The 15,122-nt window shown below is 68.7% G+C and carries 12 protein-coding genes; 10 read left to right on the top strand and 2 right to left on the bottom strand.

Features of this window, described 5'->3' with window-relative positions; translation table 11 throughout:
• Positions 1-152 precede the first annotated feature (152 nt).
• The 3 genes from ACWDXS_RS24045 to ACWDXS_RS24055 are packed head-to-tail and all read left to right on the top strand — an operon-like array spanning position 153 to position 2,136.
• Positions 153-371: a three-helix bundle dimerization domain-containing protein gene (locus ACWDXS_RS24045; RefSeq protein WP_379224744.1), complete on the top strand. Its 219-nt coding sequence runs from the start codon at positions 153-155 to the stop codon at positions 369-371.
• 59 nt (positions 372-430) lie between these two features.
• Entirely contained in the window at positions 431-1,516 is a 1,086-nt protein-coding gene (locus ACWDXS_RS24050) for an S-(hydroxymethyl)mycothiol dehydrogenase (RefSeq protein ID WP_387447883.1), read from the top strand.
• Positions 1,510-2,136, top strand: coding sequence for an MBL fold metallo-hydrolase (locus ACWDXS_RS24055; protein WP_449968846.1), 627 nt, complete (start codon positions 1,510-1,512; stop codon positions 2,134-2,136). Before ACWDXS_RS24050 ends, ACWDXS_RS24055 begins: the two co-directional genes overlap by 7 nt.
• 75 nt (positions 2,137-2,211) lie before the next feature.
• Here the strand turns inward: ACWDXS_RS24055 and ACWDXS_RS24060 are convergent, their stop codons facing one another.
• Complete coding sequence (locus ACWDXS_RS24060; RefSeq protein WP_387447880.1) at positions 2,212-2,655, bottom strand: MarR family winged helix-turn-helix transcriptional regulator; 444 nt, start codon at positions 2,653-2,655, stop codon at positions 2,212-2,214.
• Between the two features lie 122 nt (positions 2,656-2,777).
• On the opposite strand from ACWDXS_RS24060, the gene ACWDXS_RS24065 reads away from it, so the two are divergent.
• The 3 genes from ACWDXS_RS24065 (at position 2,778) to ACWDXS_RS24075 (ending at position 7,013) form a co-directional block, all read left to right on the top strand.
• A complete protein-coding gene (locus tag ACWDXS_RS24065) occupies positions 2,778-4,043 on the top strand; it encodes an acyl-CoA dehydrogenase family protein (RefSeq protein ID WP_449968849.1) in 1,266 nt (421 codons plus the stop codon).
• Positions 4,040-5,476: an LLM class flavin-dependent oxidoreductase gene (locus ACWDXS_RS24070; protein WP_449968852.1), complete on the top strand. Its 1,437-nt coding sequence runs from the start codon at positions 4,040-4,042 to the stop codon at positions 5,474-5,476. The genes ACWDXS_RS24065 and ACWDXS_RS24070 overlap by 4 nt, the downstream gene beginning before the upstream one ends.
• 154 nt (positions 5,477-5,630) lie before the next feature.
• Positions 5,631-7,013, top strand: coding sequence for a styrene monooxygenase/indole monooxygenase family protein (locus ACWDXS_RS24075; protein WP_449968855.1), 1,383 nt, complete (start codon positions 5,631-5,633; stop codon positions 7,011-7,013).
• Positions 7,014-7,072: 59 nt separating this feature from the next.
• Here ACWDXS_RS24075 and ACWDXS_RS24080 read toward each other — a convergent pair whose 3' ends face one another.
• A complete protein-coding gene (locus tag ACWDXS_RS24080) occupies positions 7,073-7,660 on the bottom strand; it encodes a TetR/AcrR family transcriptional regulator (protein WP_387447872.1) in 588 nt (195 codons plus the stop codon).
• Between the two features lie 86 nt (positions 7,661-7,746).
• On the opposite strand from ACWDXS_RS24080, the gene ACWDXS_RS24085 reads away from it, so the two are divergent.
• The 4 genes from ACWDXS_RS24085 (at position 7,747) to ACWDXS_RS24100 (ending at position 15,114) form a co-directional block, all read left to right on the top strand.
• The gene (locus ACWDXS_RS24085) at positions 7,747-8,640 is read left to right on the top strand and encodes an NADP-dependent oxidoreductase (RefSeq protein ID WP_449968859.1); all 894 of its coding nucleotides are present in this window, start codon (positions 7,747-7,749) and stop codon (positions 8,638-8,640) included.
• A gap of 167 nt (positions 8,641-8,807) precedes the next feature.
• On the top strand, positions 8,808-10,475 hold the full coding sequence (locus ACWDXS_RS24090) for a fatty acyl-AMP ligase (RefSeq protein WP_449968862.1): 1,668 nt from the start codon (positions 8,808-8,810) through the stop codon (positions 10,473-10,475).
• Between the two features lie 11 nt (positions 10,476-10,486).
• Positions 10,487-10,753, top strand: coding sequence for an acyl carrier protein (locus ACWDXS_RS24095; protein WP_378993964.1), 267 nt, complete (start codon positions 10,487-10,489; stop codon positions 10,751-10,753).
• Positions 10,750-15,114 carry a type I polyketide synthase gene (locus tag ACWDXS_RS24100; protein ID WP_449968866.1) on the top strand — a complete coding sequence of 1,455 codons (4,365 nt, stop codon included), beginning with the start codon at positions 10,750-10,752 and terminating at the stop codon, positions 15,112-15,114. The genes ACWDXS_RS24095 and ACWDXS_RS24100 overlap by 4 nt, the downstream gene beginning before the upstream one ends.
• Positions 15,115-15,122: the final 8 nt, after the last annotated feature.

The raw sequence follows: 15,122 nt of genomic DNA on the forward strand, positions 1-15,122 counted from the left end.
CCCCACGTCCAGGACGCAGCGCCGATCGCCACCATCGACACCGTCTATGCGCAGCCGCGAGGACGCGATCCGGGGAGCTGGGGCATCTCTGGTTTCGACGAAAAGTAGGCACCGACCCGTTGATCGACGGTGTCGCCGGGTACCCCCGGAATATGACTATTCACGAGAACCGCCAACTCGACGAGGTCATCGAGCGGTTGATCATCCGGTACCCGACCATCGCACCCGCTGAGCTCGCCGACATCGTGCACAACGTCTACGACGCGTTCGGGAAGGTACACATCCGCAACTATGTTCCGTTGCTCGTCGAACACCATGTGCGAGAAGAACTCGGCAGTCCGACAGGTGAGATCCCACCCATCCCGCATTGACCGGGCGGGCGGCCCCGCTAGCGTTGACGTAGACCCACGCCAACCATGAGGAGGTCCGCATGCCAGACACCGTCCGCGGAGTCATCGCCCGCGCGAAGGATGCGCCGGTCGAAACCGTCGACATCGTGATTCCCGACCCGGGACCGCACGATGTCGTCGTCCGCGTCCAGGCCTGCGGGGTGTGCCACACCGACCTGCACTATCGCGACGGCGGGATCAACGACGAGTTCCCGTTCCTGCTAGGGCACGAAGCCGCCGGTGTGGTCGAGTCCGTCGGCGCGGCGGTGACCCATGTGGCCGCGGGCGATTTCGTCGTCCTCAACTGGCGCGCGGTGTGTGGCGAATGCCGAGCGTGTCGGCGCGGGCGCCCCTGGTACTGCTTCGACACCCACAACGCCAGCGTCCCGATGACGCTCACCGACGGCACCCCGCTCACCCCGGCCCTAGGCGTCGGCGCTTTCGCCGACAAGACCCTCGTGCACGAAAAGCAGTGCACCAAGGTCGATTCCGAGACCGATCCCGCCGTCGCCGGCCTGCTCGGCTGTGGCGTGATGGCCGGGATCGGCGCCGCCGTGAACACCGGCAACGTCTCACGCGGTGACAGCGTCGCGGTGATCGGCTGCGGCGGCGTCGGTGACGCCGCCATCGCCGGTGCGCGCCTCGCCGGTGCGGGCACGATCATCGCGATCGATCGTGATCAGCAAAAACTGGACTGGGCCAAGGACTTCGGCGCCACCCACACCATCGACGCGACCAGCGAGGACGTGGTCGAGCGGATCAAGGAACTCACCGGCGGTTTCGGTGCCGATGTGGTGATCGACGCGGTCGGCCGCCCGGAGACCTGGCAGCAGGCGTTCTACGGGCGCGACCTGGCGGGCACGGTCGTTCTCGTCGGCGTCCCGACACCCGACATGACATTGGAGATGCCGCTGATCGACTTCTTCTCGCACGGCGGTGCGCTGAAATCCTCCTGGTACGGCGACTGCCTGCCCGAGCGCGACTTCCCGATGCTCATCGACCTCTACCGGCAGGGCCGATTGCCGCTGGACCGGTTCGTCACCGAGCGGATCGGCATCGACGGGGTCGAGCAGGCGTTCGCCGCGATGGCGCAGGGCCGGGTGCTGCGTTCGGTGGTGGTGTGGTGACTCGCATCGAAAGAGTCGTCACCTCGGGCACTTTCGCGCTCGACGGCGGCACCTGGGATGTCGACAACAATGTGTGGCTCGTCGGTGACGACACCGAGGTGCTCGTCATCGACGCCGCCCACGACGCCGATGCCATCGCCGCCGCGGTCGGCGACCGGCACGTCACCGCGATCCTGTGCACACACGGCCACAACGACCACGTCACCGTCGCGCCAGAACTCGCGCAGCGCCTCGATGCCCCCGTCCTGCTGCATCCCGGCGACGAGCCCCTCTGGCGCATGACCCACCCGAGGGCCGACTACCACTCGCTGGCGGATACCACCCGGATCACGGTGGCGGGCACCGATATCGACATCCTGCACACCCCCGGCCACTCCCCCGGCTCGGTCTCGCTGCACCTGCCCGACCTCGCGGCCCTGTTCACCGGTGACACCCTGTTCGCGGGAGGCCCGGGCGCCACCGGCCGCTCGTTCTCCGATTTCGACACGATCATCGACTCGATCCGAGATCGATTGCTCACACTCCCCGAGCAGACCACGGTCCACACCGGCCACGGCGACACCACCACCATCGGCGCGGAGCGGCCCGCGCTCGCGGACTGGATCGCCCGCGGCCACTGACCGCGTGCCCACCGCCGATCAGCGGTGGGCACGCAAGTAGGCGCGGTACCGAGCGCGACGAACGATCCGTGAGCCTCAGTCGCGAAGATCGGCGACGGACTCCTGGTAGGCCACGGCCGCCCGGGCGAAGTAGTCGAAGAGCACTTCGCGCTGCTCGGGGGTGTAGCTCGCGATGATCTCGCCGATCCGGCGCCGCGCCGGGGCGAGCACCTTGTCGAGCTCGGCGGGCTGGTCGATCGGCTCGACGATGACCTTGCGCCGGTCGCCGGGGTCGGCGCCGCGACGCACGTACCCCGCCTGTTCGAGGCGGTCGACCAGACGGGTGGTCGGACCGGTGGTGAGGCCGGTGCGAGTGCCGAGCTCACCCGGCGTCATCGCGCCGCTCAGCGCGAGGATGTTCAGCGCGTACAGGTCGGTCGCGTGCAGATCGACAGCCTTCGCACCTGCCTGCGCGTGCAGCACCACCGAACTCAGGTACCGGCGAAAGATCGCGCTCGGGTCGTCGTCAGGTACCGACATGCTCGCCACTCACTTCCTCCGCGCAGACACTTCGTCGCCAATGATAGATCGGAGTCCACTCCGTTGTGATCGCGCTGCGCGCAACCCGTGAATCCGGCATCTCCCTGCGCGATCGTGGAAGCATGACTTCCACCGCCGCGCCATCGACCACCGATTCCGAGCTGGACGCCATCTTCGCCCCGATCTTCGACCGGATCGCCGCGGGCGCGGTGGAACGGGAGGTCGATCGGCGGCTGCCGTTCGACGAGGTGGGCTGGTTGAAGGAGGCCAAGTTCGGGGCGTTGCGGGTGCCGGTCGAGTTCGGCGGGTACGGCGTGAGTGTGCGACAGCTGTTCCGGTTGCTCATCGACCTGGCGGCGGCCGAGTCGAATCTGCCGCAGGCACTGCGGGTGCACTGGTCGTTCGTCGAGGATCAGCGCCTGGCCGAGGCGGGCCCGGAGCAGGAGCGGTGGTTGCGGGCGGTCGCGGCGGGGACCCTGGTCGGCAATGCGATCACCGAACCGGGGGTCGGCGCGGTCGACCGGTATCGCACCCGGCTGACCCGCGACGGTGACCGAGTGCTGCTCAACGGCGTGAAGTACTACAGCACCGGATCGCTGTTCGCCGATCACATCCTCGTCGCGGCCGACAGTGACGGCGAGCGGCTCGGCGTGCTGGTCGACGCGGACGCCGAAGGTGTTGTGCAACACGATGACTGGGACGGCTTCGGGCAGCGGCTCACTGCGAGCGGCACCACCGAGTTCACCGATGTCGTGGTGGCCGAGGACCGCGTCCTCGGACCCGGCTACGGTGTCGCGGGGCCCACCTACGGCACCGCCTACCTGCAACTGGTGCAGCTGGCGGTGCTCGCGGGGATCGCCGCCCGCGCCGAACGCGACGCCAGGGAATGGGTGAGCGCGCGCACCCGCACCTACACCCATGCCCCCGCCGATCTGCCGCGCGAGGACCCCCTCGTCCAGCAGGTGATCGGCAAGCTGTCGGCGGCGGCGTTCACCGCGCGTGCGGCGGTACTCGCGGTGGCCGATGTGCTCGACCGGGTGCTCGACGCCGGGGCGACGGACGAGAAGGATCTCGTGGCCGCCGAATTGGCCGCCGCGCAAGCACAACTCGGGGTGATCGACATCGTGCTCGGCGCCACGACCCAATTGTTCGAGCTCGGCGGAGCCTCGATCGTGTCCGAACAGCTGCGCCTGGATCGCCATTGGCGCAACGCCCGCACCATCTCGGTGCACAATCCCGCCCTCTTCAAAGCTCGCGCGGTCGGCGACTACCTGCTCAACGGCACCGACCTGCCGTTCGGCTGGAGCGCGGGCGAGCGGAACACCGGCACAACAGCTTCCGCGAGTCCGGAGCCCGAGGATGCGAGCACCGTGGCGGCACCGCGATGAGCAGGCCGATCCGGTTCAACGCCTTCGACATGAACTGCGTCGCCCACCAATCCCCTGGCCTGTGGCGTCATCCCGAGGACCAGTCGCACCGCTACACCGATATCGGCTACTGGACCGAGCTGGCGACACTGCTCGAACGCGGACGGTTCGACGGGATCTTCATCGCCGACGTCCTCGGCACCTACGACGTGTACGGCGGCAACGACATCGCCGCGCTGCGCCAGGGCGCGCAGACGCCGGTCGCCGATCCGCTGCTGCTGGTGTCGGCGATGGCGGCGGTGACCGAGCACCTCGGTTTCGGGATCACGACCGGCACCGGCTTCGAACACCCGTTTCCGTTCGCGCGCCGCCTGTCCACCCTCGACCACCTCACGAACGGGCGGCTCGGCTGGAACGTGGTGACCGGCTATCTGGCTTCCGCGGCAAGGAATTTCGGCGCCGAGGATCAACTCGACCACGACGAACGGTACAACCAGGCCGACGAATACCTCGAGGTGCTCTACAAGCTCTGGGAGGGTTCGTGGGAGGACGACGCGGTAGTGCGCGATGCCGAACGCGGCATCTACACCGATCCGTCGAAGGTGCACCACATCGGCCACCACGGCAAGCACTACACCGTGCCGGGGATCCACGTCTGCGAACCGTCGCCGCAGCGGACGCCGGTGATCTATCAGGCGGGCGCCTCCCCGCGCGGTGTGCGGTTCGCGGCCGAGAACGCCGAGGCGATCTTCATCGCCGGACCCTCGAAACGAATCCTGGCGCAGACAGTTTCGCGTGTCCGGGACGCGCTCGAGGCCGCAGGCCGTGACCGGTACGCGGCCAGGATCTACGCGCTGGCCACCATCATCACCGACGAGACCGACACCGCCGCACAGGCAAAGCGCGAGGAGTACCTGTCCTACGCGAGCATCGAAGGCGGACTGGTGTTCATGTCCGGCTGGATGGGAATCGACCTGTCGCAGTACGACCTCGACGACCCGATCGGCGAGGTGCAGAGCAACGCCATCCAGTCCGCGGTCGCGGCGTTCCAGGAATTCGACGACGACGGCCGCGAATGGACAGTGCGCGATATCGGCCGCTGGGCGGGCATCGGCGGCATGGGCCCGGTGTTCACCGGCTCCGGCGAAACAGTTGCCGACCTGTTGCAGGAGTGGGTCGCCGACACCGACCTGGACGGATTCAACCTCGCCTACGCGATCACGCCGGGGACATTCGAAGACATTGTGCGCCAAGTTGTTCCGGTCTTGACCGAGCGCGGCGTCTACCGGACCGACTACGAGCCGGGCACCTTGCGCAATGCCCTGTTCGGTGCCGGTGATCGGCTCCCGCCCGAGCATCGCGGCGCCGGGTATCGCGTCGGCGGTCCGCGGTCCACCGTGTTGCCACCCGAGCAGTCGCGTCCCGAACCGGTGGAGGCACTCGCCCGTCCGTAGCGTGGCGTGTGTCGCCGATCAGCGCCAGGACGTACTCGGCCTGGCGCCGATCGGCGTGCCCCATAGCTATATCCGCTGGGGTGCAAGGTATTCGGATCGATTCCCGCTGATCGCAACACTCATCATCGGGCGAAGGTGAGCGCACCATTCCGGTATGACATCGCAGACACCCGTTTCCCGTTCCCCTCGTTCGGCCGCGGTAATCGGCGCCGGCCAAACCGGCGTCACTGCGGCGCTAGGTCTTCTCGACGCCGGTTTCACCGTGACCCTCTACAGCGACCGAGATCAACGCTCACTCCGTGACGACGTCCCCGCCACCGGCACCGCCCTCGAATTCGGCGAGACCCAGCAGGCCGAGGCGGCGCTCGGGCTCGACAGCTACACCGGGCGCGCGCCCCGCCACACCGGGCTCAGCGTGCGCATCGCCGGACCCGAGAACGCCGAACTGATCGCCTTCGACGGCACCTTCGACGGTTATGTCGGCGTCGCCGTCGACACCCGGCTCAAGGCCGATGAGCGCCTCACGGCCTTCCTCGAACGCGGCGGCGATTTCGTCGTCGAACCGGTGACTCCCGAATCCCTCGACGCCATCGCCGCCGCCAACGACCTCACCCTGGTCGCCACCGGCCGCGGCGGGCTGGCCGACCTGTTCCCGATCGACGAGGAACGCACTGTCTACGACAAGCCGCAGCGCTCGCTGCTCACGGTCACCGTGACCGGCCTGGACTTCGACCCTGGCGTCTTCGCGCACCGCAGCCCGGCAGGCGGGGCGCACAGCCTGTTCTCCATTCTCGCCGAACAGGGCGAGGCGTGGTGGGGTCCGTACCTGCACAAGGACGCGGGTCCGAGCTGGGCGTTCCTGGGCTGGGCCCGACCCGGCAGCGACTGGGAAACCCGTTTCGCCGCAGCCGATTCCGCCGAATCGGCGTTGCAGATCGTGAAGGATCTCTACCGCGACTACATCGACTGGGACCTGCCGGAAGTGCAGGCCACCCAGGTGATTGCCGAGGACCCGCACTCCTGGCTCAAGGGCGCGGTCCGGCCGGTCGTGCGGGCCGGGGTGGGACACACCGCGGGCGGCCATCCGGTCGCCGCCCTCGGTGACACCGCGGTCGCCTACGACCCCGTCGCGGGCCAAGGCGCGCAGAGCGGGCTGATCCAGGCGCAGCGCCTGGTCGCGGCCGCCGCCGTACACGACGGACCGTTCGACGAACAGTGGATCACCGACCAGTACGCCACGTTCCTCGCTGCCCGCAGCGACGCCGCCGCCAAGGTGACCCGCCTGTTCCTCAGCGACCCCGAATTCGGCGACATCGGCGGCCAGTTCTTCGCCACGGCCGCCGTGAACCCGAAGTTCGCTTCGGCATTGGTCGGCCTGCTGCACCGTCCGCAGCCGTTCCTGCCGATCGACTCCCCCACCGACGCCGCCGCCTACATCACCGAGGTCACCGGCACGGACGCGGCCGAATTGCTGGCGGAGTTCGCCCCCGCGGGCCGCTTCGAACGCTCGACGTTCGCCCCGGCCGCCGTCGGGTAAGAGGTGGATCCGGGCGGCCGCAGACACCTGCGGCCGCCCGCTCCGGTTCGTCCCGCCGGCTATACCGAAGCCCCGGGGCCGGTGCACTCCCAGGCCGCCTCGATCATCCGGAAGATCTCGTCCACCGCGGCTTCCGGATCGGCGGCCTCCCGGCCCAGCGAGTAGGCGTCGATCACGAACCTCGCGATCGCCGCGCTCTCCGTCGTGGTCCGCGCCAACGCGGGATCGGCGGCGACGGCCGCTGCCAGCGCCTGCGCATGGCGCACCCGCATCGACTCCCCGTACCTGCGCAACGCGGGGGATTCGTCGATCATGTGCCAGATCGGGGCGGCGCCGTCCGCCGAGCAATGTCGCACCATGGCATGGATTTCGCGCCGCAGCGCGGGGATGAGCGGTTCGTCGGCCGCCCGGTCGGTGACCGCCCGCACGAGTCCCTGTTCGAAGTCCTCATCCCGCTCGAACACCAGGGCCTCTTTGGCGGCGAAGTGGGCGAACAGTGTCGTGACGGCAACGTCGGCCTCAGCGGCGACTTCGCGGATGCCCACCTCGTCGTACCCGCGTTCCAGGAAGAGCCGCAGGGCGGTATCGGCGATCTTCTGGCGGGTCGCGGCCTTCTTGCGCTCACGACGTCCGGTCGGCACGGTCATGCCAGGAGGCTACCAGTTAGGAATCTGTATCAGTTATGAATTCATACCTGTTTCAAAACACTAACCGTTAGTGTTACGTTCGAGGCATGAGGAAAGTGAGCTTCGCCGAGTTCGGCGGTCCCGACGTCCTGCAACTCATCGATGCCGAGGAGCCCCACGCGGGACCCGGCCGGATTCGCATCGCGGTGCGCGCGGCGGGCGTCAACCCTGTCGACTGGCGGCTGCGCGAAGGCCAGATCCTCGGGGCGCATCCGATCGCCTTGCCCGCCGGTGTCGGGCTGGACGCGGCCGGGGTGGTGGACGAGGTCGGCGCGAGCGTCGACGGAGTCGAGGTCGGCGACCCGGTGTTCGGCGAAGGCTCGAGCACCTATGCCGAGTTCGCCGTGCTGACGGCCTGGGCCCGCATGCCGGCGGGCCTGACGTTCGAGGAAGCCGCTGGGTATCCCTCCGTGGTGGAGACCGCGCTGCGCGTCATCGGCGAGGTCGGTGTGCGGGCCGGGCAGACACTGCTGGTCAGCGGCGCGTCGGGGGGTGTCGGATCGGCGGTGTTGCAGATCGCGCGCGAGCGTGGCATCACGGTGATCGGCACCGCGGGGGCCGCGAACCAGGACTATCTCCGGAGCCTCGGCGCCCTCCCCACGACGTACGGCGAGGGTTGGGTCGAGCGGGTGCGCCGGTTCGGGCCGGTCGACGCGGCCCTCGATCTGGCGGGCTCGGGGGTGATCAGCGAGCTCGTCGAGCTGACCGGGAATCCACAGCGGGTGCTCACCATCGCCGATCTCGGTGCACCCGCCCTCGGGGTCCGATTCTCCGGCGTGGCGGGGAGCGTGCCGGATGCGCTCGCCGAGGCCGCCGCCCTCATCTCGCAGGGCACACTGCGTATCCCGGTCGAGAAGTCGTACTCGCTGTCCGACGCCGCCGCGGCGCACGTCGACAGCCAGGCCGGTCACTCACGCGGACGCCGGGTCATCGTCATCTGAGTCGTGCGCGCGATCGCGGCGAGGCCACGGCGGCCCACACCCAGGGGTGGACAGCGGCCACCCCTGGGTTCGCCGGGTGATACCTGCGGGCACTATCCGGACCGGCACAGAGAGCGGATAGTCATAGTCAGTCCCTATGACTTTCTCCCCGGTGAAGGAAAGGCCACATGCAGCCCAGCTACGTGCACCACGTCAGGCAGCAGGTTCGCGTCTACGGCGAGACCCGCTCCTATATCTACCTGCGTGAGGCGGGGCGCGAGCTCGTCGAGGAGGTCGTCACCTACCGCGATCTCGATCGCGATGCCAGGGCGCTCGCCGCGTGGCTGGCCGATCGCCCGGAATCGACCGAACCCGTCGTTCTGCTCTACCACGACGGCATGGCTTTCCTGCGGGCCTTCCTCGGCTGCCTCTACGCGGGCGTCATCGCGGTGCCCGCGCCCCTGCCGCACGACGAGCGCAGCACGCGGCGCGTAGCGGGCATCATCGCCGACTCCGGCGCCCGCCTGGTTCTGACCACCGCCAACTTCCAGCCGATGGTCGCCGCGGCCACCACCGCGGCCGTGGTGGCCACCGACGAACAGCTCGGTGACCCCGACGCGTGGCGCCTGCCCGACATCGACACCGGGACCATCGCGTTCCTGCAGTACACGTCCGGCTCGACCGGCACCCCGAAGGGTGTCGTCGTCACCCACGGCAACCTCCTGCACAACGAAGCCGCGATCGCCGCCGCGATCGGGAGCGACGACACCTCGACCGGCGTCACCTGGATCCCGCAATTTCACGACATGGGCCTGATCGGCTCGCTGCTCGCCTCGATCTACGCCGGCGCGAACCTGGTGTTCATGTCGCCCACCACCTTCCTCAAACGCCCCGTGCGCTGGCTACAGGCGATCGACAAGTACCGCGCCACCTGCACCGCCGCCCCGAACTTCGCCTATGAACTGATCACCAAGCGCGTCACCGACGAGCAATTGGCCACCCTCGACCTGTCCACCCTCGAGGTGGCGTTGTGCGGCGCCGAGCCGGTCCGCGAACGCACCATCGCCGCGATGCGCGAACGGTTCGCACCCGCGGGGTGGCGACCGACCGCGCTGCTGCCCGCCTACGGTCTGGCCGAGGCGACGCTGCTCGTCACGGCCGGCCCGGTCGACGCACCGCCAGTCGTCACCGACGGACCCGACAGCCTGCTGGTCGGTTGCGGACAACCGGCGCGCGGTCTCACCGTCCGCGTCGTCGACCCGCACACCGGGCAGCAGGCCGTCGACGACACCGTCGGCGAGATCTGGGTTCGCAGCGACAGCGTGGCAGCCGGCTATTGGAATCGGCCCGAGGAGACCAGGCACACCTTCGACGCGTATCTCGGCGGCGAAGGACCCTTCCTGCGCACCGGCGACCTCGGAATGCTGCGCGACGGCGAACTGTTCGTCACCGGGCGGCTCAAGGACCTGCTCATCATCAACGGCCGCAACCTCTACCCGCAGGATGTCGAGGAACTGGTGGAGGAGTTGCATCCCGCGCTCACCACCGGCGTGGCCGTCTCCGTCGAAGCAGGTGGCCGGGAACGACTCGTCGTCGTGCAGGGCATCAAGACAGCGCTGCTGCGCGGTACCACCCTCGCCGAGCTGACCTCGACGATCAAGATCGCGGTCGCCCGCGGTTTCGATGTCCCCGCACCGAGCGTCGTCCTCATCGAGAGCCGCTCCGTGCACCGCACCACCAGCGGCAAAGTCCAACGGGCCTCGATGCGCGAGGCCTTCGTCGACAACAGCATCTCGACCGTCCTGCACGAAGACCTCGAACCGGCCCTGAGCCGATCCTCGACCGCGACCCACTGAGGAGCCGAAACATGTTCGCCACCATCACCACTCACTCCACGACCACCCAGGACTGGCTCATCGAGCGCGTCGCCGACTACACCGAACGCGCACCGCACCAGGTGGACCCGACGATCCCGCTCGCCGAACTCGGCATGGACTCGGTGTCGGCAGTGGCCCTGTGCGGCGAGATCGAAGACCGGTGGATGCTCGACATCGACCCGACCCTGGTCTTCGAATACCCCACCATCGCGGCCATCGCCACCTACCTCACCGCCGAAATCGCCGTCGCGGCATGACCGATATCGCTGTCGTCGGCCTCGACTGCCGTTTCCCGCACGCCGCCGACCCGGCGCGGTTGTGGCAGTTGCTGATCGACGGCCGCGACGCGATCTCCGACGTCCCGTCGAGCCGCTGGAACGCCGACGACTTCCACGACCCGGCCGGCGCACCCGGCACCATCAACACCCGCAGCGGCGGATTCATCGACGACGCCGACGCGTTCGACGCCGAATTCTTCGGCATCACCGCACACGAGGCCGAATCGATGGACCCGCAACAACGACTGCTGTTGCAGGCCACCTGGCGAGCCTTCGAGGACGCCGCGCTCGACCCCCGGGCGCAGGCTGGCTCACGGACCGGGGTCTATGTCGGCGTGATGGCCAACGAGTGGGCCAATCTGCAGATGAGCGACTACGCCGCGATCACGCCGCAGCACGGATCCGGCAACGGATACTTCATGACCGCGAACCGGCTGTCCTACCAGTTCGACCTGGAAGGGCCGAGCATCGCGGTCGACACGGCATGCTCGTCGTCGCTGGTCGCGGTCCACCTCGCGTGCAATGCCCTGGCAGCGGGCGATTGCGACCAAGCCGTCGCGGGGGGCGTCAATCTCGTGCTGACCCCGGCCGTCGGCGTGTTCTACACCCAGGCGGGTCTGTCGGCGCCGGACGCGCGGTGTAAACCGTTCAGCGGCAACGCCGACGGGATCGTGCGCGGTGAAGGCGTGGCAGTGCTCGTCCTGCGCCGCCTGGCGGATGCCGAGGCCGCGGGGCTGCCGATCTACGCGGTGATCAAAGGCAGCGCCGTCAACTCCGACGGGCGCAGCAACGGCATCACCGCGCCGAACCGATGGGCGCAACAGAAGGTGATCGGCGAAGCCTACCGGCGAGCGGGCGTGCGGCCCGACGACATCGACTTCATCGAGGCACACGGCACCGGAACGGTTCTCGGCGACATGATCGAGGTCAAGGCGCTCGGCAAGCTGCACGGGAGCAACCGGGTGCGGCCCTGCGGGATCGGGTCGATCAAGGGCAACCTCGGCCACACCGAGGGCGCCGCGGGCGTGGCCGGGCTCATCAAAGCCGTCCTCAGCCTGCACCACGGGGTGGTCCCGCCGTCCAGGTTCGCCGACCAGGAGAATCCGCGCCTGCAGATGGCCCGGCACGGCCTGCGCCTGCTCGACGATCCGATGCCGCTCGACGGACCCGCGCACGGTGGGGTGAGCAGCTTCGGGCTCGGCGGTACGAATGTGCACATGGTGTTGGCGAGCGCCACCGCATCGCCCGTGACATCCGAGGTTCCCGCCACGTCGGCAGTGTCCGGGGCACCTGGAGCAGCCGGAGCGAGGGTGATCACCCTCTCGTCGGACAGCGAGGATGGGCTGCGGCGCAACGCGATCCGGATGTCGGAGGCGTTGACATCGGTCACGGAGGACCACTTCGCCCAGTTCTGCTGGACGAGCAATCAGGTCAAGTCGTCGGGTCGGCACCGGCTCGCCGTCGTCGCCCACCACCGCGACGAGGCAATCGCGCAGTTGCACCCCGTTGACGGCGCAGGCGAAGACGTGAGCCGGCGGCACGGTCTCGCGCAGCCGGTGCGTGCCGGCTGGATGTTCACCGGTCAGGGCTCGCAATTCTGCGGTATGGGTCGAGCTCTGCACGAGACGAGCCCGGGGTTCCGGCGCGCACTCGAACTCGTCGACACCGCCATGGCCGCCCACCTCGGCCGATCGATCCGAGACCTGCTGCTCGACGAACACGCCGACCTCGATCCCACCGCCCTCGCGCAACCGGCGATCTTCGCCATGGAATACGCCATCGCCAAGACGCTCGCCGACCTCGGCATCCGACCGGCCTGGCTGATCGGGCACAGCATCGGCGAATTCGCGGCCGCGGCCGTGGCGGGTGTCTTCGATCTCGACGACGCCTGCAAGCTGGTCACCGCACGGGGACGGCTGATGCAACGACTGCCGACCGGTGGCGCGATGCTGGCCGTACGCGCCGCCACCGAGCAGATCGCCGACCTGCTCACCGACGAACCGGCCGTGGTGGTCGCCGCCGTCAACGGCCCGGAGGATCTCGTCCTCTCCGGCGACGCCGAGGCGCTGCACCGTATCGCCTCGGCGCTGCGCACCCGGTCGGTGATCGCGAAACCACTCACCGTGTCGCACGCGTTCCACAGTCCGCTGATGGCGCCGATGCTCGCCGAGTTCGACACCATCGCCAGTACCTGCGCCTACCGCGCCGCCGCACTGCCGATCTACTCGACCGTGCACGGCAGGCTGCTCGATCCCGAGGAGGTGATGGACGCCGAGTACTGGACCGAACACGTCCGCGCCACAGTCCGTTTCGGCGACGCCGTCCACGCCGCGCTCGGCACCGACCCGACGCACCTCATCGAGGTCGGCCCCCGGCGCGTACTCGCCGCGGCGGTGCGCAGGATCGATCCCGGGCTCGGTGCACGCTGCCTGTCCCCGAGTCCCGGCCCCGGCGCGACCGGCGACGACCTCGCCGCCACCGTCGCCGCGCTCTACCGCGACGGTCTCGACCCCCTGTGGAACGAACTCTACGAACCCGCGCAGCGCGTCCGTCACCGCCTGCCGGTGTACGAGTTCTCTGGCGCGCACCGGTTCTGGGTGGAGCCACCCACCGTCGGCGACGTCGGCGCATCGGCACCCACACCCCACTCCGCACCTACCGAGGAAACGACGATGGACTCACTGATCGCGCTCTTCCGTGAACAGAACGCGGTACTGGCGGGCCTGCTGGCGGCGCCCGGCCAGGCACCCGGCACACCCCTCGACACCGGCTCCGGCTCCGTGCGCCACGATCACGCCCCGGACGCCGCCGCGATCGTCCGCGCGGAGGTGGCCAGGGTGAGCGGATTTCCCGCCGACCGGCTGGCGGACAGCCGAACACTCGGCGACAGCCTGGGCTTCGACTCGCTCATGCTCACCGACCTGTTCACCGGTCTGACCCGCAAGATCCCCGGCACGACCGTCGACCCGGCCCTGGTCACGGGGACAACGACGCTCGGCGATGTCATCGCCCACTTCACCGGTCGACGCACCGATTCCCCTGCCGCGCCGAACACGTCGGTCGAGACATCCGAAACCACCTCCACCGCAGCCGAAGCCAGGCAGGCAGGCGTCGCCCCCGAGTACCGGATCTCCGACTTCGCCGAGGTGCGAGCCATCACCGATCGGCTCGCGGGCGGCGAAGCACTGGGCCTGGACAACCCCTACTTCCTGATCAACGACGGCGTCACCCGAGACACCTCGTTCATCGGTGGCACCCAGGTGGTCAACTTCTCCAGCTACAACTATCTGGGGATGTCGGGTCACCCCGCCGTCGTCGCCGCCGTGCAAGACGCCGTGGCCCGCTACGGCAGTTCGGTCTCGGCCAGCCGGCTGCTCTCCGGCGAGAAGCCGATCCATCGTGAACTCGAGGCCGAACTGGCCGCCCTGCTCGGTACCGAGGACGCGATCGCACTGGTGGGCGGTCATTCGACGAACGTGACGATCATCGGACATCTGGTCGGCCCCGAGGATCTGGTGATCCACGACAGCCTGGCGCACGACTCCATCCTGCAGGGCTGCCGACTGTCCGGTGCCACCCGCAGACCGTTCCCGCACAACGACCACGCCGCCCTCGACGCGTTGCTGACCGAGATCAGGCACCAGTACCGCCGGGTCCTCATCCTCATCGAAGGCGTCTACAGCCAGGACGGTGACATCCCCGATCTGCCCGCGATCATCGAGATCAAGAAGAAGCACCGGGCCCTGCTGATGATCGACGAGGCGCACAGCGTCGGCGTACTCGGCGAGAACGGCGGCGGCATCGGCGAATACTTCGATGTCGACCGCCGTGATGTCGAGCTGTGGTCCGGCACGATGTCGAAGGCGCTCGCGGGCTGCGGTGGCTATGTGGCGGGCAGCGCGGAGCTGGTCCAATTCCTGAAATACACCACTCCGGGCTTCGTCTACAGCGTCGGCATGACACCGATGAACGCGGCCGCGTCCTTGGCCGCGATGCGGTTGCTACGGACCGACCACACGCCGCTCGACCGCCTTCGACACAATGCCGAACTGTTCCTTCGCCTCGCCCGCGAGGCGGGCATCAACACCGGCGACAGCCACAACACTCCGATCATCCCGTGCATCGTCGGCGACTCGATGAAGACGCTGAAACTGTCCACCGCGCTGCTGCATCGCGCGATCAACGTCAACCCGATCATCTATCCCGCCGTGCCGGAAGACCTGGCCCGGCTCCGCTTCTTCGTCACCTCCTGCCACACCGAAGACCAGATCCGCGACACCGTCGCCGCCCTCGCCGAAGAACTCGCCCGGATTTCCGCCGACGACCTCGTCGACCACTAGCCCTGGCG

This window comes from Nocardia sp. NPDC003183 (genome assembly GCF_053590715.1).